The following is a 21026-nucleotide window of genomic DNA, read 5'->3' as shown; positions in this document are numbered from 1 at the left end:
CTAATTATCAAGAGCTCAGGTGAAGTGAAGAAAGAAGGTAACTTCAATTACCTTCTTTATGCTGATATTACCTGTTTCGGTGCTACACGACAAATATCTTCCATCACTTTGGCTACGTATCTAAAGGTTTGGAAGGCACTTAATTCAATTGTTTGATACTGTTCTTCTGTTAACGGTAAACTATTAATAGTTTCAATGATATCTTCTTTATGCTGAGCATCTATTACTGCATGTTCCATAACAGTACTAAACGCTTTAACAGGTAACCCTGAGTTTTTGATTAACCCTTCAACATATTCTACCGTTGGATGGTAAACTTCTAAGCACCCTAAATATCCCATAAATGCAACAGGGTGGTGATGCTTTATCCAATAGTACTGAGAGCCGCTTAATGATGCCACATTAGGTGGAGGAGGACGAGAGAATATTTCCTCTCTAGTTAGGCCTAAAAGCTCTAAATCGTTGACGTACCATTCATCATGATCAGTTTCTTCAGCGATATGTCTACGCATATAACTGGTCAAAATGTTACTCAAATCGTCTTTAGGGTAATCTTCCATGCACGTAATAACTTCGCGCATTAATGGGACAGTAGCCCTAGCCACCATCTGATTAACCCAAATATGCTCTTTGACAACCTCTGGGTTACAAGACAACTCATAGTATTGATTGCCTATAGCTCTAGCATTTAAAGCCATTAAACTCATGCTTTTAGTTAATCGTTCAAAATGAGTTGTCATTGCGAGCACCTTACAACATTATACCGACGCCAGGGCTAACTTTTTTAACTGACTTATTAATAGATTTTAGTTGCTCAACTTCATCCTTTGATAGACCGTCAATAGCTTTAACATGTTCTTTTGTTAATTCTTCCTTGTTGATCACGCCTTCTTCGTGCAAATGTTCTGTATTTGATTTTGTAGACATTCTATATTTCCTTTTAGACTAAATTATTAAGCAACATTAATGTTGCAAGGCTAGAATAGTTTCTTTTGGAAATTTAAGTCAAGGTAAAATATGAAATACCTAATTAAAATTGTTACTTGTTCTCTATTCGTAATGACTTTAAGCTTATATACAATTATTAGGCTTAGAATAATAAAGCATGCAATCCATTATACTTAAGAGCTTACTCATTCTCTTTATTAGTCATTTACTAATTGTAAGTGCACTTGCGAATAAATTTGAACATTTCTATCGAGAAAAAGGTTTATCTCAAGCGACCGTTAGTAGTTTATTAGTTGATAAAGATGGCTTTTTGTGGGTTGGAACAAATGATGGTCTAAATAGATTTAATGGCTATGATTTTGAAGTATTTAAAGCAAACGACAATCAAAAAAAATCTATTTTAGATAGTAATATTACTACGCTCTATCAAGATAATGATGGAACTCTTTGGGTAGCAACCATTTCAGGCGTTAATACTTTTAATAGAAAATTAAATACTTTCGATACCGTCGAAGTTATTAATAAATATTTAAGTAAAACTGATTCAAAAGTTTTTGAAATTGAGAATGTCTCTGAAAATATTATTATATTTGCTACGGATAAAGGTGGATTCATTTTTAACAAACGGTCACAACATATAGCAGAAATAAATATTGCTAATCAACTGACAGGAAAAATTAGCGCCTTATTTAAAGCAAAAGGAATGTTGTGGGCTAGCTTCACTAACGGCCATTTAGGCTACTTCGCTGATACGAGTTTTAAAACAATTTTTAGTGGTTTTGATGTAACTAATTCAATTATCGTTTTTGAAAAAGAAATATGGCTTGGTACTTTAAATGGGTTAGTGATTATTGATGCTGAAAGTGGTGAGCAAATAAAGACAGAACTATCATCACAATTATCAAACGTCAATATAACAGTAATACACCAGGAAAATAATAATATTTGGATAGGTACGAACAGCTCAGGTGTATTTAAAGTTGATAGAGATACGTCAATCGTAGAGAATTATATAGCCAATGATAAAGATCCAAACAGTTTAGGTCATAATCAAATAACCGATATTACCTCTGATAATTATGATGGCGTTTGGATTGGCACTTATGTACTAGGAGTCGAAAAATATGATACTTCAAATGAACAATTTAAACATGTTGAACAGAATATCGCCGATAAAACCACGTTGTCTGGAAATACCATTACATCTTTTTTAGAGCTCGATAGTGAAAATTTATTAATTGGAACTTATGAGTCTGGCCTTAATTTTTATAATTCTAAAACTAATTTATATAGTCATTTTGTTCATGATGATAAAAATCAATTATCAATTTCATCAAGTGGTATAGCTGCACTTGCTAAGCATAAAAATGAATCAGTTTGGGTTGGCACTATAGGTGGAGGGTTAAACCTATTTAACCTTCCAAATAAGACCTTTAAAAGGATTAAGATCACCGATGATGTTAGCAGTAGTATAGGAGAGAATACAGTACTAAGAATACTAAAAGGTGAAGGTGATTTCATCTGGATTGGCACATGGGGGGGAGGATTACTTAAATATAATTATGCGTTAGGCACCTTTAAACGATTTATTCACCAACCTGAAAATCAAAACTCTATATCAGATAACAGTGTTTGGGCTCTTACAAAAGATGGAGCCGGAAATATTTGGGTTGGTACACAAAATGGGGGGTTAAATAAGTTTGACCCTAGTACTGAAAGTTTTACTCATTATGGAAGTTCAATAAGCAAACGATCAATTAGTAACAACTGGGTAACGAGTATTTATGTTGATGCACAGGATGTTCTTTGGGTTGGAACTTTTGGTGGTTTGAACAAGTTTGAACCTAAGAGTGAAATATTTACTCATTATTCGACAAATCATGGTTTACCAACCGAATTAATCTATGGAGTTTTAGCTGATGAACATGGGTATCTATGGTTAAGTTCTAATGATGGACTATCACGCTTTGATCCTCGAACAGAATCGTTTAAAAACTATGGTGTCAGTGACGGTTTACAAGGCAATGAATTCAACTCTTTGAGTTATTATAAAACTAATTCGGGTGAATTATTTTTTGGTGGTGTGAATGGTTTTAATCGTTTTTTTCCAGATGACATCAAAGATGATACTTCGATACCTAATGTAGTATTGACGGACTTTCTAGTACATAACAAACATGTTGAAATTCAATCAAGTGAAAACAAAAATGCGAAAAAGCGAAATGTGAATAGTGCTATTTTCACGATTCCTTCTGATATTAATGAATTAGAACATTTAGAATTAACTTACGACGAGAAGCTGGTTACCTTTGAGTTTGCTGCGCTGCATTTTGCAGAACCTATGAATAATCAATACGCCTACAAACTTGAAGGCTTTGATGAGCAGTGGATTTATACCGATGCCAAGAATAGAAGGGCAACTTATACCAGTTTACCGTCAGGTGATTATACATTACGTGTAAAGGCGAGCAACGGAGACGGGTACTGGAATGAAACAGGTAAATCACTCAAGATAACGGTACTACCACCTCTGTGGCGGACATGGTGGGCTTATACAATATATTTAATTTTGATCATCGGCACCATTGGGTTGATCTTATATCGTCAAAACTATCAGCGTTTAAAAGAACATGCGATAAATGTGCAGTTAAAACGTGCAGACAGATTAAAGGATGAATTTTTAGCGAATACCTCTCATGAGTTACGCACTCCACTTAACGGAATTATTGGCTTAGCGGAGTCATTAATTGATGGTGTTTCTGGACAACTACCAGAGTCTGCTAATAAAAACCTGGCGATGGTTGTTGCTAGTGGTAAGCGTTTATCAAACTTGGTTAATGATATTCTCGACTTTTCAAAATTAAAAAACCATACCTTAAAGCTGAATTTAACGGGGGTTGAATTACATAGTTTAACAGATGTAGTCATGACGGTGTCTACTCCGTTAATTGGCGATAAAAATATTATTCTTAAAAATCGAGTATCGAATGAGTTACCTATCGTTAATGCAGATGAAAACCGGTTAGAACAAATTTTGTATAACTTGATTGGTAATGCAATAAAGTTTACCGAAAGTGGTGAAGTAACTATCGATGCTGAACAAAGCGGTAATGCCGTTAAAATTTCGGTAAAAGACACCGGTATTGGTATAGCAGCGGATCAACTTCATCTTATTTTTAACTCATTTGAACAGTTAAAAGGTCAAACCAATAGAGATCATAGTGGGACAGGCTTAGGCTTAACGGTTACAAAACAACTTGTTGAATTACATGAAGGTAAAATATCAGTAACTTCTGAATTAGGTAAAGGGAGTTGCTTTAGTTTTACATTGCCCATTGATAATGATCATATCACTGACGTCACAAATATTGTTAAATCGACTAATCAACAGAAACTCAATCGTTTACAGCACCTTGATAATGAAATTGAGTACATCAGCATCGATGAAGATGAGTTGATGTCTCAGCAAAATAGGCAATTAAATTACCAAAATTATCACATCTTAGTAGTCGATGATGATCCAATTAATCGTCAAGTGTTATTGAACCATTTAAATTTGAAAGGGTATCAGTTAACAGAAGCAGCTAGTGGCAAACAAGCATTGTCTTTAATTGAAAATGCAACAGATAACAGCGAACAAAAAGCTCGACCTTTTGATTTAATATTACTCGATATTATGATGCCAAAAATGTCGGGTTATGAGGTATGTAATCAAATAAGAGAATGGTATTCGTTAAATGAATTACCTGTAATTTTTCTCACAGCAAAAAATCAAGTAATTGATTTAGTAGAAAGCTTTTCTGTTGGTGGAAATGACTATTTAACCAAGCCAATTTCTAAACATGAGTTACTCACCCGCGTTGAAAATCACTTAAGTTTACTTGATATCAATCGGCATCTTGAATATCAAGTATCTAGTCGTACAGCCGAGCTTGAAAAGGCTACACAGGCGAAAAGTGAGTTTCTTGCTAAAATGAGCCATGAAATTCGCACCCCCATGAATGCTATTATAGGGTTAAGTCATTTAGCGTTCAAAACCAAACTTGATAATCACCAGAAAGATTTAATTGGTAAAATTCAAGACGCCTCACAAGCGTTGCTTGCGCTAATCAACGACATATTAGATTTTTCTAAGATTGAAGCAGGTAAAATGACGATAGAATCAGTGGTGATGAATATAGAAGCGCTGATTAAAAAAACAGCTAATATATGTGCCTTAAAAGCACATAGCAAAGGATTGGAGTTAGTTGTAAGAATTGCACCTGATGTACCTAAACAAATCAAATCTGATCCTATTAGATTGCAACAGATATTGGTGAACCTTGCCAGTAATGCAATCAAATTTACTGAAAGTGGTCATGTATTAATTGAGGTTAAGTCAACTGAAAATAGCACACTTGAATTCTCAGTGTCAGACACGGGGATAGGTTTAGATGAAAATACGATGGAAAACCTTTTTACTTCATTTAATCAAGCTGATACCTCTATAACACGTCGTTTTGGTGGTACAGGGCTTGGTTTATCGATTTGTAAGCAACTCACCACGCTTATGGGGGGAAAAATATGGGTAGACAGCCAATTAGGAGAGGGGAGTACCTTTGGTTTTACTGTGCATTATGAGCAAGTTGAGCAAAGTGAACTTCTTGCCGCACAATCGCTGATGATTGAGGGAATAAATGTACTGGTTGTGGATGATAATGCACTTTGTCTAAATGTGTTAGATGCTTTGTTAAAACAGTTTGGCTGTAAAATCACGACAACTGAAAGTGCAATAACAGCGCTTGAACTTATTGATAATGCAATATTACTTGAACAACCCTTTGATTTAGTGATCACTGATTGGCGTATGCCAAAAATGGACGGTATTGAACTTGCGCACCGAATTAACAAGTTAAATGAAAAACATGACATACCAGCAGTATTAATGGTGACGGCTTTCGACAAAAATGATGCAATGACCTTGTCGCATGAAGCTGGGATTGATGGCTTCTTAGAAAAGCCTGTTGATGCATCTTTATTATTAGATGCGATGATGAATGCCTTAAAGCTTGAACAAAAACATTTAGAATATCACCAAGTACAAAAAGGTATTTTAGATTTATCTCATAGCCGAATACTACTTGTGGAAGATAATGCTTTAAACCAACAGGTGGTTCTTGGATTTTTAGAAGAAACAGGTGTCAATATTGATATCGCAGAAAATGGACAAGTTGCGATTGATAAATTAGACAGTGAAAGCTACGACTTAGTGTTTATGGATTTACAAATGCCGATAATGGATGGTTTAACGGCAACAAAAATTATTCGTGCAAACGATCAATTTAGTAATTTACCTATCATTGCAATGACTGCTCATGCGATGCAAGAGGAACTAGATCGTTGTTTAGAAGTAGGGATGAATGATTATTTTACTAAACCTATAGATCCAAATGCTTTATATATCTTGTTATCAAAATGGTTAAATAATGAAGCAGTGAATGAACAAGTAACACTGATAAAAAGTGATGAAACGCGAGAGAAAATAAACCATCAAAAACGAAATACACAATCCAATCAAACGAAGGAAGTTTCTCTGTTAGCAGAGATAGAAAAGCTACCATGTCTTGATGCTAAAACAGCGATTAAGACCATGGGAGGACGTGAGCATTTATATCAAAATTTAGTACAGCAATTTGCTAAAAACTACACAGATACAGTTGATTCTCTCAGTGAGGTATACAAGCAACAAGATTATGAGACTGCTTATAGGGTTGCGCATTCTTTAAAATCTAATGCAAATTATATTGGTGCATTAACGCTGGCAAAACGTGCTACCCAACTTGAGGCACAACTTAAAAGTGACCCAGAATCGGCTGATTTACTGGTTGCTGAAACGTCAATTGAGTTGAACAATGTGTTGATAGCACTTGAAGGTCTACCGTTTAATTTAGCTGATACAGAGCAGCCTGATACTGCTATAGTTAATGTTCAGTATTATCAAAAACAGTTAGCCTCTTTGTTATCATCGATAAAAGAGCTGTTAGTTGATGAAAATGCTCAAGTAGAAGATTTATTACCGCGACTGCTAACAATTACTCAAGGAAGTGAACATGAGCAGTTAGCTAAAAAAATAGCAGACAACATTGACGACATTGAATATGCAAAAGCAATTAATGATATAGAAGCGATATTAGCAACAATAACTGGCGCTAATGTTTCAAATAATAATAATGATAAAGAATAATCATCGTATGGAACTTGAAAACTTTAACCTTAAAGTATTAATTGTTGATGACGAAAAAGCGAACCGCAAAATATTAAAAGAACTTTTGCAAGAACAAGCAAAAATTATCTTTGCTAAAAATGGTGAACAAGCCATTGAATTTGCTAAGAAACACGTACCTGACTTAATACTATTAGACGTAGTGATGCCTGATAAATCAGGTTTTGAGGTCATAGAAGTGATCAAAAATGATCCTGTTACTATGGCAACGTCAGTGATATTTATTACCGGTTTGGCCAATTGCAATGATGAGGAAAAAGGCTTTGCATTAGGAGGTTGTGATTATATCTATAAACCTTTTAATACCAATATTGTTTCTGCACGAATTTCAACCCACCTTGAACTTATTCAGCAACGTAAAATGCTTGATAGTATAGCGCATGTTGATGCTTTAACCGGAATTTCAAACCGAAGAAAGCTTGATAAAGTACTTACTGATGAGTTAGCCGCAAATAAGCGGGATAAAAAGCAGTTATTGGTGGCAATGCTTGATGTTGATTATTTTAAGCAATTTAATGATCATTATGGTCATGGTGCTGGAGATATAGCGCTTAAAAAAATTGCCGCTTTATTTCGTGAAGTGCTTAACCGACCAAGAGACTTCGTTGCACGTTATGGTGGAGAAGAATTCACAGTAATCTTGCCTGATTGTAATGAACAAGGGGCTAATCTAGTACTAAATAATATTGTAAAGGCATTGGCTGCTAAAGAAATAGCACATGAATATTCAGATGCTGCTAAATGCTTAACCATGAGTGTTGGTGCGGTATTAGTCAACGGCGAACAATCCTACAATATACAGCAAGTACTTGAAACGGCAGATCGTTTACTCTATCAAGCAAAAAATAATGGTCGTAATCAAGTTGTGCTTGAATGTTTATAAAATTACTCGTTAAACTTGTCACTCAAGCTATTCTCCCCCTGCGATAAGTGATTTAGCTAAACGTTAGAAGAAATCCTTTCATTCACTATTTTTTCAATGTTTAAATTGCCTCCCGGTGAGTCTTCATTACTGGGCATATCAGCTTGTGCCAGAGGAAATGCAAGAGCCATTAAACATTTACTTAAATGAATGATCAAATGGTTTTCAGTTAACCAATGCAGTGATTCTTCTATTTGCTGAATATTTTTTGATATTTGTTGGTCATTAAGCTTTTTGATTAACCTTTCTTTTGGCAAGGGCTCTGCACATAAACGATAAATATCCGCCGTTAATCCTTCAAGTGAATGTGTAAAGGAAGTCGCTATCTTGCGGGTATCAAAAATAATAATGTTATCGCCATGATCTGTCATACAGCACATAGGGATAGTGCCGTTTAGCCAGCTTTCACTCCAGTTGTCTAGTAATGACTGCACTTTTGCATGTGCTTTAGTTGCCGGCTTGAAAGTGAAATTTAAGGTGTATATTCCTGTTTCTTTTTCGCTTGCCTGAATGAAGAAGTACGCAAGGTTGTAAACCGTTTGTTTATCGAGTGGATAAATGTATTGATAACTTTTGGTTGGCTCTAATGTTAAACCAAACTTTTCGGGTGTATTAAAATACGGGCTAAAGCGGTGATAACAAATTTTGGCCATTTGATCAAACGGCGGGTGGTAATGCGTCACTAAAGGCAGCCATTCTGCCATTTCATCGTACCAAGATGCTTGTTCACCTGGGGCTTCGCATAATAAATTCCACGTTACTCGCACGCCATAACTACGACACCATTTAAGCGCTGCCAAGTTTTGTATCGCGGTAGTACCCTTTTTGATCGCTTTAAGAAAGTCATCATGTAAACCTTCAATACCTGGTTGTATCCACTTTATTCCAGCTTCAGCTAGTGCTTTAACATGGTGTTGTTTTAAGTTAGCTTTGGTTTCATAAAATAAATTATAGGCAGGGTTTTCTGCTAATGTTGGCAGCACCGTTTTCATGTATTCAATGGGTAAAATATTATCGACAACCAAAAATTTATCGACCTTATATTTGCTCGATAAGTTTTTAAATTCACTTAATGCGGCTTCAGGTGATTTTGAACGGTGATCCATAGTACCGCCATTTAAACCGCAAAAAGTGCAGTGTTGTTTTGCTCCCCACCAACAACCGCGAGAGGTTTCAGCGACTAAACCTGGGGAGATGTATTGTCCGATTTTTAGACTCTCTAATGATTGAAAGTAGCTGTCAAAAATAGGTTCTCCAACTTTTCTCATGTCTGAAATATAGGCACGAGGTGGCTTTTGTGCTTGCCCTGCATCAACAGCAAGTGATTTATGTTTTTGACTGATAAAGCCGTTTGGTAAATTTTGGTAGTTAATTGGTTCATTTTTCATCAGCTTATCAATGAAAGGACCTATCACGTCATCACATTCGCCGGAAAAAACATAATCAATCCATGAAAAGCTCTCATTGATAGTTTGGCCCATAATGCCTTCACAGTTAGCGCCACCCATTAATGTAATAATACTGCTATCAAGACTTTTAATTTTTCTTAACAAGGCAATTGACGCACAATTTTGCTGGAAGGTAGAGGTACAACCGACAATTTTTGGACTGTTGCTGACAATATCGTGGGCAAGCGCGTCGATGTAGCGTTCAGCTGTTTCTCTGATGGTTAACAGTTTTTGCTTATTTTCATCAGACAAATCAGTAAAAAGCGCAAAAAATCCGTCATCATCAGCTGGTTTGTCAGGAAACGCTGCTTTAGAAAACGTCCACTCGCCAATTAAATAATCATTAAAGGTGTTATCGATGAAGTTATATTCGATCAGACCAATTTGTTTCGCAAAAACTAAGTTGGCGTAAAGTGATTCAACGTTATAACCAAATTCGGTGATATACGTTTCAAGCACTCCCATTGCCATTGAAGGAATCGTTAACGAGGTGTATGGCATACACACTAAATAAATATCTTTGTCCATAAATGCATTATTATTTGATTTTCGCAGTAGCCATCGTAGCGCAGTCAATATAAATGGTCGAGCGAATTGATAATATAGATAATGATTGTTTATTTATAACGTGAAGTAACTTTTGTCTAACGCTAATTCAACAGGTGAAGTTTGTTGTGATTGTGGCAAGATATAATGGGCAAAGTTAACTTGGTAACTGTGTTCAATGTGTTTTGATACATTCGACTGACATATATAGGTATTATCGATATATTTTGCTGCAAACGTATCGAAATTAGTCTCATTAAAGGTCAGTAAATCGAATGCATTAGGTGTTAATACCTCAAGAATAATAGGCACTAAGGCTAATAAGTTGATATTTGACTCAAAAGAGATATAACTACTGCCACGTTGTGGAGTTACGTGAATGGTAAAATACCATTCATCTTTAATAGCATTTAAAGAGTAACCAAAAGGCTCAAATACAAAATCATCTAACGTAAAGCCTGGAATTAATCGGTTAAGCTGTAAAAATTTCCTCACATCTTTTGCTGCAAGCTGAGGGTTAGTTAATATTTCTGATGCGCGATCACTTATTTGGTAGGTGGTCAGTTCATAGGTTTTAGTTTTAGGTGTACATTTGCGGTTATTAGTCAGCTGAAATAAATAATTGTGATGACTATCTAAGTTACCGAAGCGAAATGCATTTCCTGACACATAATCTTGTAATCGCTTCGCGTCTTGACCAAAATTACTTGATTGTGCATGAGAAAAATATTCATTTTTTCGTTGATAAATGAAATGTTCTACTACGTCGATGCCATATTTTTCGAAGAAAAAAATGGCTGAATTTACCAGTTGAGTAACACCACAGGTGATAATTAATAAGCGGTCTTTCCAAATAAAAAGGCTCGACTCTGACAATAAATACGCGCGGCAATGTTTGTTTTCAATAGAAGACAAAATTTTTGCATTGCAAGCGTTTACGAGATCTGTCCAAACACACGTATCAATGTCAGTAAGTAAGTTTAATTGCTTACAATCAACAATTAACTCTGTTTTCTTTTCAGAACCTTCATAAAACAACGGTAATTCCCCTGTGCTATTTTCTAAGCAGTGCATTATTGTACGAATAAAATGACAACAAGCAATATATTACGTATATGTGAATTAACCACAATTGATAGGGTTCAAACATTTTAGGAATTTGTAGAGCAAGATAAAATAGAAGATTGTACGTTTGAGGGAGTACCCATTAATCAAACGTACACAGAATGTCGTTATTTTGTTGCATGATAAACTTTTTCAAAATGCCTAAAAAAAGAAGTATCAAAATACTTACCATGAACGACCCAGACCTCACGAAAGTTTTTCCTTAAAAACCACTCTTTTATTTCGAGTTCCCATCCTTGCCACTGATCGGTTTGTGAACCAAAGATTACGCGGTTATACATCAAATAAGCACGCTCGAATATGGTTATTCTTATTAATAAAATAGCTTCTTCTTGTTTTTGTTGTGTTTCGGTTAAATCCCTTGTTGATGCATACGGGGAATCAAAGACATCTAGTTCTGGATGCTCAATACAAAGTTGCTGAATTTCAATGTATTTCTCATCTAAAGAATCAAATGTACCATATTCTCGTTCTAGCCTTTGTTTATTTTGTTCTTTAATGTAGGCGTAGATTGCCGAAGGTACACCGAAAAATGGTGATGATAAAAGTCATTATTTCTAAATATTGAAACAGTTGTTCCATTATTTTTACTCTTGTACTGCTTATAATGATATTTTTTCGAAATCCTATATTAACTTTATCGTTTGAGTAAATATTTTTCTGTTCTATTTTTATTTTAACGGCAAAAGTTAGACTGCTATGAGCTGTAATTTGGGGGCTTGAAAATCAAAAAGAAAAGTGATGTTAATTCAACGTGTTTATTAACTATACTGCCGTTAAATTAAGAGTTGCTAACCCACATAAATAATATCAGCCTATGTAGGTTAGCAACACGGAAAGCGAGCGTTACTTTTTACGTAACAAAGGGAGAGCGCACAGCATTAACGAAAGCCAGCCGAATGAGCCGCCACTGCTGCCGCCAGATTTAGGTTGTTCTAAGCTTTTTTCATAAAGTGTGTTTTTTGTTGAGGTTAAATCAGCATCAGTACTGACGGTTGCATCATAAATAACAACTTGATAAATAGTCACAAAATTTTCTTGTGAAGGAACTGCGTTTGTATCTCCACATTGATCTTCATAATCGGGCATTGGTAACTCTTGGAAACCACCATGGCCAGTGTTACAACGCGGGACTTCTGCAATTGCGTTAACAACATCCATGCCATCTTCAATTACCTCGCCAAAAACAGCATAAGCACCACCACCGTAGACGTCAATAGGATCTAAAGTAGAGGCGTTGTTTTTTAAGTTAATAAACCATTGGCTGTTCGCACTGTTGATTTTTCCTTTTTGTTTAGCCATGGATATTGTTGCTGTTACGTTTGAATAAACAGGCTCGTTTTCAATAGTACCATTTGTTTCAATCCATTCTGGCGGTAATTCACCTTCAAATTTTGCTCCACCGCCCTGAACAACGAAATCGTCAACTGTACGATGAATAATCGTATTGTCATACTTGCCATCATTGACGTATGCGAGAAAATTCTCTACGGTTTTTGGCGTGGTTTCGTCATGCAAGTTGACTTTGAAGTTACCATGAGAGGTTTGAAATTCAACTATAGTTGCGTGACTAATATTGGCACTAAGACCTAAAGTTAGGATGAGTGCTGAAAGGTAATGTTTCATTATGTTTTTCTTAAAGTTGCCTAAAAATCAGTGTGTTCGATGTTAGAGGCAGTCATTAAAAACGACAAGTAGTTAAATGTTATCTTATGTAATTTTATTGATTACGTTGTGATGCGTTAAGTGCTTGATGAGAGGTTAAGGAGTGTTTGATGTAGTCGCGAGGCTAAGTAAATATTTGTCTGTCGGTTTTAAAACTATCTATTAGACAGTAAAACTAAGCGCGTAAATTCACGCTTAGTCTTACTATACTTATCAGGTTATTTTTTTACTCTAGAAAAGCGTAAAGCTAATAGTCCTAGTGATAGTATGAAGATGATTGAAGGTTCAGGTATCTCAGCGCTTAAATTCATGTCAAATGAAAGATCGTCCATCGCCCATGCCCAACTTTCATTAGGCTGCAAGCCTAAAATTTTGCTCACGCCCACTGATGAAAAACTTACAGGTACATATGTTGATGTATTAGATGAAACAGTTTTAGTTTCTAAAAGTAAGTTATTGATATCGTAAAGTTCAAAAGTTACTGAACTTGAGCCTAGGGTATCAAGCATAAGCGATATATTAGAGCTACTACCACTAAATAATATTTCTACGATATCAGCTCTATTGCCTGGGCAGCCTAAGCTTGCAACAGCACAATTAGTTAATACATTACTGCCACTGGGTGCTGTTACGCCATCAGGATCAGGTGCTGCGTTGATATTTATTGAAGCGTTGTCTTCAAAGCCTGCAAAAGTTACTCCCCAGTTTTGATACTGGTTGGTTATTGCAGTATTGGCAGTAATAACGTTGCCATTTGCATCAGTATCAAAATCTATTAGCGTACCATGTGCGTAACTAGTGGCTAATACTAATAAGGAAACTAACGATGATTTAATAATTGTTAACGTCATATTGTTCTCTTTATAATGAGAGTGTATTTAATGAACCTATAGACTTAACTAGGCAAAAAACACGCCGTTATTATTTTTCTACATATATTCAAATGCTTATGGTTATTGTGTTTTTAATGTCGATACTTGTTGTAAAAATCTTAGACACATTGTTATGCGTTAGCGTTTTAAGGCAGCACAACATTATTACTTAATAATCCGTGCACGAAAATTCCGTCCTTTCATTTTACCTTCGGAAATAACCTTTAATGCTTTTTTAGCAACTGTGCGTTTTACAGCAACATAAGCCTTTAATGGGGTCATTTGTATTTTTCCTATGGTATCACCATCAATCGCATTGTTAGCGGTTAAAGCACCAAGAATGTCTCCAGGGCGTAGCTTTTGTTTTTTACCGCCATCAATTTGAATAGTTGTCATAGGGGCCATTGAAATAGGATTATTTAATACATCGTTATTAGGTAAAGGCTTTGCGTGAATTTCTAAGGCTAAATATTCTTCTAACCGTATTACTTTGTGTGCTTCTTTATTACTCATTAACGAACAGGCGATGCCTGTATTTCCGGCGCGTCCAGTACGACCAATGCGATGAACGTGAATTTCTGGATCGTGAGCAATGTGGTAGTTTAACACCATCGTTATATTGTCAATATCAAGACCGCGAGCGGCTACATCAGTAGCAACAAGAATGTTAACGCTTTTATTGGCAAAGCGAATTAACGTTTGATCACGGTCACGCTGTTCTAAGTCTCCGTGTAATGCTGCGCAGCTAAAACCACGTTGAATTAACGAATCACTCAATGCTTGTGTTTCTAATTTAGTATTACAAAAAACCACGCAAGAGTTCGGTTGAAATTGTTGTAATAATAAAGCGACCGCTGTGGTACGCCCATCATTGTTGTCTACTTCAAAAAAGTGTTGCTCAATGCTTGAATGGTTATGACTACTCTCAACTTTTATCAGTTCAGGCTTTTGCATGATCTGATTAGCCATGGCTTGTATTTTGTCGGGAAATGTAGCGCTAAAAAGTAAAGATTGTCTTTCTGTTGGGCAATGAGAAAAAATTAACTCTAATGCCGGCTGAAAACCCATTTCTAACATTCTATCAGCTTCATCTAACACGAGAGTATTGAGCTCTGATAAGTCTAACCGACCTTTACGTAGGTGATCTTCAATGCGTCCTGGTGTGCCCACAATAATATGCGCACCATGTTCAAGTGAACCAATTTGCGGGCCCATTGGTGTGCCACCACACAATGTTAAAACTTTTACATTGTGAATAGCTGCAGCTAATTTTCTTATTTCTTTGGCAACTTGGTCTGCAAGTTCTCGGGTTGGACATAAAACAAGTGACTGTACTCGAAAACGTTTAACGTTTAAGTTATGTAATAGCCCTAATGAGAACGTAGCTGTTTTACCAGAACCGGTTTTACCTTGACCAATAATGTCTTGGCCCGCCAGTATTTTTGGTAATGCTCTTTCTTGAATAGGTGTCATTTCTAAATAACCTAATCGTGTTAAGTTCTCTGTTAGTTCAGAGCTAAGTACAGTGTTAGAAAAAGAGAGAGCAGACAATCGATAAACCTTATTAATGTGAATTGTTTAGATTATATCAGAGCATAGGTGATATAGTGCGAATGTTTTTACTTTTTCAGGATTGTTTCGTGAGCAAAATCGCTATTTTTGTTGATGTTCAAAATATTTACTACACCACCCGTCAGGCATTCGGTAGGCAATTTAATTATCGTCAGTTTTGGCAGCAGATAAGCCAGCAGGGTGATATTGTAATGGCTAATGCTTATGCCATCGCGCGTGATGATGATCAGCAACATAAGTTCCAAACGGCGTTAAAGCATATAGGCTTTGATGTTAAATTAAAGCCATTTATACAACGAAGTGATGGCTCGGCAAAAGGAGATTGGGACGTAGGTATCGCAATTGATGTGCTTGATGCAGCCCCAGACGTTGATAAAGTAATCTTACTTTCTGGCGATGGCGATTTTGATTTATTGTTAGAAAAAGTTGCTGATAAGTACCAATGTCAAACACATGTGTTTGGTGTGGCGCAATTAACAGCGGCCTCGTTAATTAATGCTGCTAGCGACTTTACCCGTATAGACAATACGCTATTAATGTAGCGTTTATTTGTGTATTTGATCATGATTTTTTGTCAAATATCGATTGATGTATATTTTTCGATAGTTTTTTCCGGCTTAATTTTTAGTTCATAGATACCTTGTATGTAATTCATACTGTTCTTTTCGTTGTTAATCGCAATTTTCTTTTACCATAACCGATAACAAGCTAAGTTAATGAAAGTTTTTCATTTTGAGGACGACATCATGAGATGTTTGATCGCGAGTATATTAGTTAGTTTGCTTGTTTTATCGGGTGGTGTGATTGCCTTTGAACGTAGTCAATACACCATGGGAAGTGACGGCCCGTTACCAACATCACAGCAAGGGCTTTTGTTGCAACATGCAGAGCTTCATTTCACCATATTGCCAAAAGAGAAAGCAATTAATGGCACGGGCATACTAACCCTTGTTAGTGACCATTCAAGGAACAACGTTGGTATCAATTTAGATAACTTTTTTTCTATTAATAAAGTGCTGATCAACAGCAAAATCATTGATGAAAACCAATACAGTAATCCAGAAGGGTTACTTTTAATCAATTTACCTAACAAAATAAAGGGTAAATTTACCGTTGAAATACACTATTCGGACGTTCCTCGAGAAGCCGTAAAAGCGCCTTGGGATGGTGGTTTTGTTTGGGCGAAAACATCGAGTGGTAAAGACTGGATTGCTACGGCTGTTCAAGGTGAAGGGTGTGACTTATTTTGGCCATGTATTGATAACCCTATAGGTGAGCCAAAAACGACAACTATGCATATTACTGTTCCTAAAGGATTGGTTGCCGCGGCAAATGGTACACTGCAGTCGGTAACTAAAGGTGAAACAACAGATACCTATCATTGGAAAGCATTATCACAATTAAATACGTATGGTGTTGCTATAAACGTGGGCCCTTATGAAGTCATTAAAACAACGTTTAACAGCCAGTATGGCAATGAAATTCCAGTTGAGTTTTATCACCTTCCAGAAAACAAAGAAGGTGCTAAAAAGCTAGTACAAGAGTTGCTAGACATAACCACGTTCTTTGAACGTAAAATTGGCCCTTATCCATTTGGCCAAGACAAAATAGGTGTTGTTGATACCCCTCATTTAGGTATGGAACATCAAACGATTAATGCTTATGGTAATAATTACATAACTGATAAATATGGTTTTGACTGGTTGATGTTTCATGAATTCGCTCATGAATGGTTTGCAAATCAGTTAACCAATAAAAATGCCAATGCTATGTGGTTACATGAGGGCTTTGGCGCTTATATGCACCCGTTATACGAATATTACTTACATGGTCAAACTGCTTATATGTCGCACATGTTTGATATGCGATTAAAAGTACGAAATAAAGCGCCGATAGTGAGTAAAAAATTATTAACTGTAGAAGGTGTTTACCAAGAAGAAAAAGGTGGTCCAGGAGCAGATATTTACGCGAAAGCACCCTGGGTATTACATACTTTACGTAACATTATTGGTGATGAACACTTTTTCAATGCAACTACTGAACTAGTGTATGGCACAGCAAAGCCAACCCCTGGTAATTTCAAACCGGTACTTGCTGATACTGAAGACTTTCTTCGTATTGTTAACCGCTTAACGGGCAAAGATTTTAAATGGTTTTTTGATGTTTATTTCTATCAAGCTAAGTTACCTGAAATCATGCAAACCAAAACTGATAATCGTTTAACATTGCAGTGGAAAACGCCAAATGATTTGCCTTTCCCATTACCTTTAGATGTATCAGTGAATGGAAAAATGCTAACACTCGACTTGACTCATCCTCAAACGATAGAGGTGTTACCTAATGATTTAGTGATCATTGACCCTATGAGTAAAGTGCTAATTGACAAGCCTCACGTGGCGGATTATCAGCACTTTATCAAAGAAAATGCTAAATAACGTTTATTATAAGTGGTAACTTAATTGAGCAATATTAAAAACGGCTTTCTGCTTGGCGAGTAAATTAGTAAAGTCTGGACGACGTGTGGCAATCGTCCAGACTTATCAACCTTAAATAAACTACTGTATTTTTGCATTTTAACGTATTTGCCAATGGATAATTTCAAGAAGTAAAAATGTACCTGACCCCATTTATCAGTAGTTTTGAAGGCTAATCTAGCCAAGTTTTACGAGGAGATTCCCCCAGTTTTACTAAGTAAGCTTTCACAAAGTCGATAAAAACTCTTCTTCTTTTCGGTAAATGCTCACGCTTGGCGTAGATAATATAAACTCCAGATGCTACAGATTGTGATTCATCCAGTGTTGCAATAATTTTTACCTTATTTGTTTTTACCCATTGTTTTGCAATGAAATGGGGCATCAAGGCAATACCAGCGTTTGCGGCGCAGAGCTCTGCCATTGCTTCACCATCATCTACTATTGTTTTTTGTGTTGGCTCTAAGGAGATGCGCTTACCCTTATAATTAAAATCAATTGGCATGGTTTTACCTGTTTGCTTAAATCGAAACAGTATCCAAGGATAAGAAGATAAACATTCCTGTGTTATTTCAATATTATTCGTAATATCTGCATTACTGCCAATGCAAAGTACAAATTTGATCGGGCTGAGTTTCTGAGCAACAAGTCGATTGTCGGCTATGGTGCCGCTTCTAATGGAGATATCAATTGACTCTTTGATCATATCCACATATTCGTCACTAAAATTTATATCTAACTGTAATTGCGGATAAGCTTCTCTAAACTCACACAACATGGGTAATACGTATTGGCGGCCGTAAGATACTGGCAGATTGATTTTTAATGTGCCTTTGATATCGCGAGAATCTTGTCGTAATTCTTCTTCATGCGCTTTAAGCTTTAACAATAACTCTTCAACCATTTGAGCATAACGGCTACCTGCAGAGGTTAGCTTTAATTGCCTAGTTGAGCGATTAAACAATTGCAGTCCGAGCTGCTCCTCAAGGCGCTTTATTGCTTTACTGACGGTGGATGGATCAGTTGCATGTAGTTTTGCTGTTTCAGTAAAGTTTTCTGTTTTAGTCGTGGTTGCAAAAAGCGTCATTGCTCTGAACTTATCCATATGACTATCCTTATATGAATTATATTCATCAATATAATGAACAAGTGGCACTTCTGGCAAATAATTTATCCGTTATACTAGTGGCAAGTTCATTACTTAGCGTTTGAAATATTAATACGAGGGAATGTGCATGCTTATTGCGGCAGGAGTTTTTGCTATCTTACTTGGGGTAATACATTCAATTTTAGGTGAATTACTTATTTTTAAAAAGCTTAGGCATAAAACGGTTGTGCCTACACAGGGAGGCAGTTTACTCGCGGCTAGACAACTTAGAATATTGTGGGCAAGTTGGCATTTAGTCACGTTATTTGGTTGGTCATTAGGTGCAATATTATGGACCATTGCTTTTGCAAGCTCTTCTCATGTAGATGTCATTGGCATGATTACTTATAACATTGCCGCAATCATGCTTTGCAGTGCTCTTTTAGTATTATTTGCAACAAAAGGTAAACACCCAGGTTGGGTAGTACTAACGCTTATTAGTGTATTAACATTGTTGTCTTAAACGTTAATTGACTATTTTGACGCGAATAATAATGAGGCAAAGTTTTATAGACTATGAATTTAATTCAATTTTAAAAGCTTAAAGAGGTTGGTGATGCAAGTTGATTTATTATGGATTGCAGTGTTAATCAGTGGTGTTACTTTTGTCATTCATACCTTTGTTGGTGGCAGTAGGGTTGCAACACCTCTATTGGAAGATACTACGTTGCCATTAGCTTCAAAATGGTTGAATTACTATTGTTGGCATATCGTCACTATTTATACCTTTTTGATGTCTGGTGGTTATGCCTTTGTTGCGTTAAATCCGGATAAAATTGAATTAGTGATCTTCCTAACGCTATTAAATAGCTGCTTTGCGTGTTTGAGTGTAGCAGTGGCAATGAAAGGAAAAATTCACCCGTTGAGATTTCCATCTACGACATTATTTTCTCTAGTGTCTTTGGTCGGTTTAGCTAGTTTACTGGTTTAACTCTCAATATTTTTATTTTTACAAGTAAGGAGAAGTCAATGCGAAAACATTGTCTGACGTTAGTTCTTTTGTCATTTTTCATGTTGAGTGCCTTTAACGTTTGGTCGAGTAATTTGGCTGATAAATTATTGAACATGCCGATAACGCTATTATCTGGAGAGCAAATATCATTAATCGACTATAAAGATAAACAGGCTGTGTATTTAAAGTTTTGGGCCACTTGGTGTCAGCCGTGTTTGAAAGAAATGCCACACTTTCAACATGTTCAACAACAATACAACACATCAATTAAAACCATTGGAATTAATCTGGGAATACATGATGATGAAGCCTCTGTTAAAGCGTTAATAGATAAGTTTTCGTTAACAATGCCTACAGCCATAGATGATAGCGGTGATTTGGCTAAAGCCTTTAATTTTGTTGGTACGCCATATCATTTACTCTTTGATAAACAAATGAATTTAGTGCATGTAGGTCACCAAGCAAATGAATCTCTTGATAATAAATTATCGTTATTGTCGCAATCAGCATCTTTAGTGCAACTACCCTCGGACAACATTAAAAATACTGAAATTAGTATTGATATTGACGCTGACAATGGCCAATTACACGCGTTATATTTTACCGCAACATGGTGTGATTGGTACCTTGTTGAAACTCGTCCTGAAGTATCTAAAAACTGCATCGATGGACAAAAAAATATGAACCAGCTTTCTCAAAAGTTTACCAAGATTAATTGGCACGGAATTGTTTCACGATTATGGACAGGCAAAGCTGATTTAGAAGAATACAAGAAAAAATATAACATTAAACATTTGATCAAAATTGATAAAAGTAATCATTTATTTCATCAATATAACGTTAAACAGTACCCTACATTAATCTTGCTGAAGAATGATCAAGTGGTTTACAGAACTTCAAACTTTAGCAATAAAGCTAATTTAGAACATATAGCAGAACTAACAAAACAGCTTTAGTTGCAGTAATGAAGTCATCGCTACGATGATTAATGTACCTGACCCCATTTATGAGTTTTAGCTAAAAACGGTAATAAAAGGTGCAAAATAATAGGGTGAAAGCGTTTAATGCTGTATAATGCGCGACCTTATTATTTTGA

General features: G+C 36.0%; 15 protein-coding genes. 7 read left to right on the top strand and 8 right to left on the bottom strand.

Annotated features, from left to right (window positions below; translation table 11 throughout):
* Window positions 1–56: 56 nt before the first annotated feature.
* Both Q4489_RS14715 and Q4489_RS14710 read right to left on the bottom strand, forming a co-directional pair.
* Window positions 57–740 carry an iron-containing redox enzyme family protein gene (locus Q4489_RS14715; RefSeq protein WP_303481615.1) on the bottom strand — a complete coding sequence of 228 codons (684 nt, stop codon included), beginning with the start codon at window positions 738–740 and terminating at the stop codon, window positions 57–59.
* Between the two features lie 10 nt (window positions 741–750).
* Window positions 751–927, bottom strand: coding sequence for a hypothetical protein (locus tag Q4489_RS14710; RefSeq protein ID WP_303481613.1), 177 nt, complete (start codon window positions 925–927; stop codon window positions 751–753).
* 178 nt (window positions 928–1105) lie between these two features.
* Between Q4489_RS14710 and Q4489_RS14705 the strand changes: the two genes are divergently transcribed.
* Window positions 1106–7171, top strand: coding sequence for a response regulator (locus Q4489_RS14705; RefSeq protein WP_303481611.1), 6066 nt, complete (start codon window positions 1106–1108; stop codon window positions 7169–7171).
* A complete protein-coding gene (locus Q4489_RS14700) occupies window positions 7158–8093 on the top strand; it encodes a diguanylate cyclase (RefSeq protein ID WP_303481609.1) in 936 nt (311 codons plus the stop codon). The genes Q4489_RS14705 and Q4489_RS14700 overlap by 14 nt, the downstream gene beginning before the upstream one ends.
* A 56-nt stretch (window positions 8094–8149) precedes the next feature.
* On the opposite strand, the gene Q4489_RS14695 is transcribed toward Q4489_RS14700, so the two are convergent.
* The 5 genes from Q4489_RS14695 to dbpA all read right to left on the bottom strand — a co-directional run bounded on the left by Q4489_RS14695 (window position 8150) and on the right by dbpA (window position 15339).
* Window positions 8150–10108, bottom strand: a complete 1959-nt coding sequence (locus Q4489_RS14695; protein ID WP_303481606.1) for a RiPP maturation radical SAM C-methyltransferase — start codon at window positions 10106–10108, stop codon at window positions 8150–8152.
* A gap of 93 nt (window positions 10109–10201) precedes the next feature.
* A complete protein-coding gene (locus tag Q4489_RS14690; RefSeq protein WP_303481604.1) occupies window positions 10202–11200 on the bottom strand; it encodes an adenosylmethionine decarboxylase in 999 nt (332 codons plus the stop codon).
* A gap of 897 nt (window positions 11201–12097) precedes the next feature.
* Window positions 12098–12877, bottom strand: coding sequence for a peptidylprolyl isomerase (locus Q4489_RS14685; RefSeq protein ID WP_303481602.1), 780 nt, complete (start codon window positions 12875–12877; stop codon window positions 12098–12100).
* Between the two features lie 257 nt (window positions 12878–13134).
* Window positions 13135–13767: a PEP-CTERM sorting domain-containing protein gene (locus tag Q4489_RS14680; protein ID WP_303481599.1), complete on the bottom strand. Its 633-nt coding sequence runs from the start codon at window positions 13765–13767 to the stop codon at window positions 13135–13137.
* 186 nt (window positions 13768–13953) lie between these two features.
* On the bottom strand, window positions 13954–15339 hold the full coding sequence (dbpA, locus tag Q4489_RS14675) for an ATP-dependent RNA helicase DbpA (protein WP_303481596.1): 1386 nt from the start codon (window positions 15337–15339) through the stop codon (window positions 13954–13956).
* Between the two features lie 89 nt (window positions 15340–15428).
* On the opposite strand from dbpA, the gene Q4489_RS14670 reads away from it, so the two are divergent.
* Together Q4489_RS14670 and Q4489_RS14665 are read left to right on the top strand one after the other, a co-directional pair.
* Entirely contained in the window at window positions 15429–15902 is a 474-nt protein-coding gene (locus Q4489_RS14670; protein ID WP_303481593.1) for an NYN domain-containing protein, read from the top strand.
* A 204-nt stretch (window positions 15903–16106) separates the two neighbouring features.
* On the top strand, window positions 16107–17795 hold the full coding sequence (locus Q4489_RS14665; protein ID WP_303481591.1) for a M1 family metallopeptidase: 1689 nt from the start codon (window positions 16107–16109) through the stop codon (window positions 17793–17795).
* A gap of 211 nt (window positions 17796–18006) precedes the next feature.
* On the opposite strand, the gene Q4489_RS14660 is transcribed toward Q4489_RS14665, so the two are convergent.
* Window positions 18007–18936 (bottom strand): LysR family transcriptional regulator, encoded by a 930-nt coding sequence (locus Q4489_RS14660; RefSeq protein ID WP_303481589.1) that lies wholly within the window; start codon window positions 18934–18936, stop codon window positions 18007–18009.
* Window positions 18937–19066: 130 nt separating this feature from the next.
* On the opposite strand from Q4489_RS14660, the gene Q4489_RS14655 reads away from it, so the two are divergent.
* The 3 genes from Q4489_RS14655 (at window position 19067) to Q4489_RS14645 (ending at window position 20886) form a co-directional block, all read left to right on the top strand.
* Window positions 19067–19441: a hypothetical protein gene (locus tag Q4489_RS14655; RefSeq protein WP_303481588.1), complete on the top strand. Its 375-nt coding sequence runs from the start codon at window positions 19067–19069 to the stop codon at window positions 19439–19441.
* Between the two features lie 93 nt (window positions 19442–19534).
* Window positions 19535–19909: a hypothetical protein gene (locus Q4489_RS14650; protein ID WP_303481585.1), complete on the top strand. Its 375-nt coding sequence runs from the start codon at window positions 19535–19537 to the stop codon at window positions 19907–19909.
* Window positions 19910–19947: 38 nt separating this feature from the next.
* A complete protein-coding gene (locus Q4489_RS14645) occupies window positions 19948–20886 on the top strand; it encodes a thioredoxin family protein (protein ID WP_303481582.1) in 939 nt (312 codons plus the stop codon).
* The last annotated feature ends 140 nt before the right edge of the window (window positions 20887–21026 follow it).

Origin of the sequence: Thalassotalea sp. 1_MG-2023 (assembly GCF_030546745.1) — a bacterium.
Classification (GTDB): Bacteria; Pseudomonadota; Gammaproteobacteria; order Enterobacterales; family Alteromonadaceae; genus Thalassotalea_C.
Note: the sequence above shows the minus strand (reverse complement) of the source record. Positions and strands in the feature narration are given on the sequence as shown.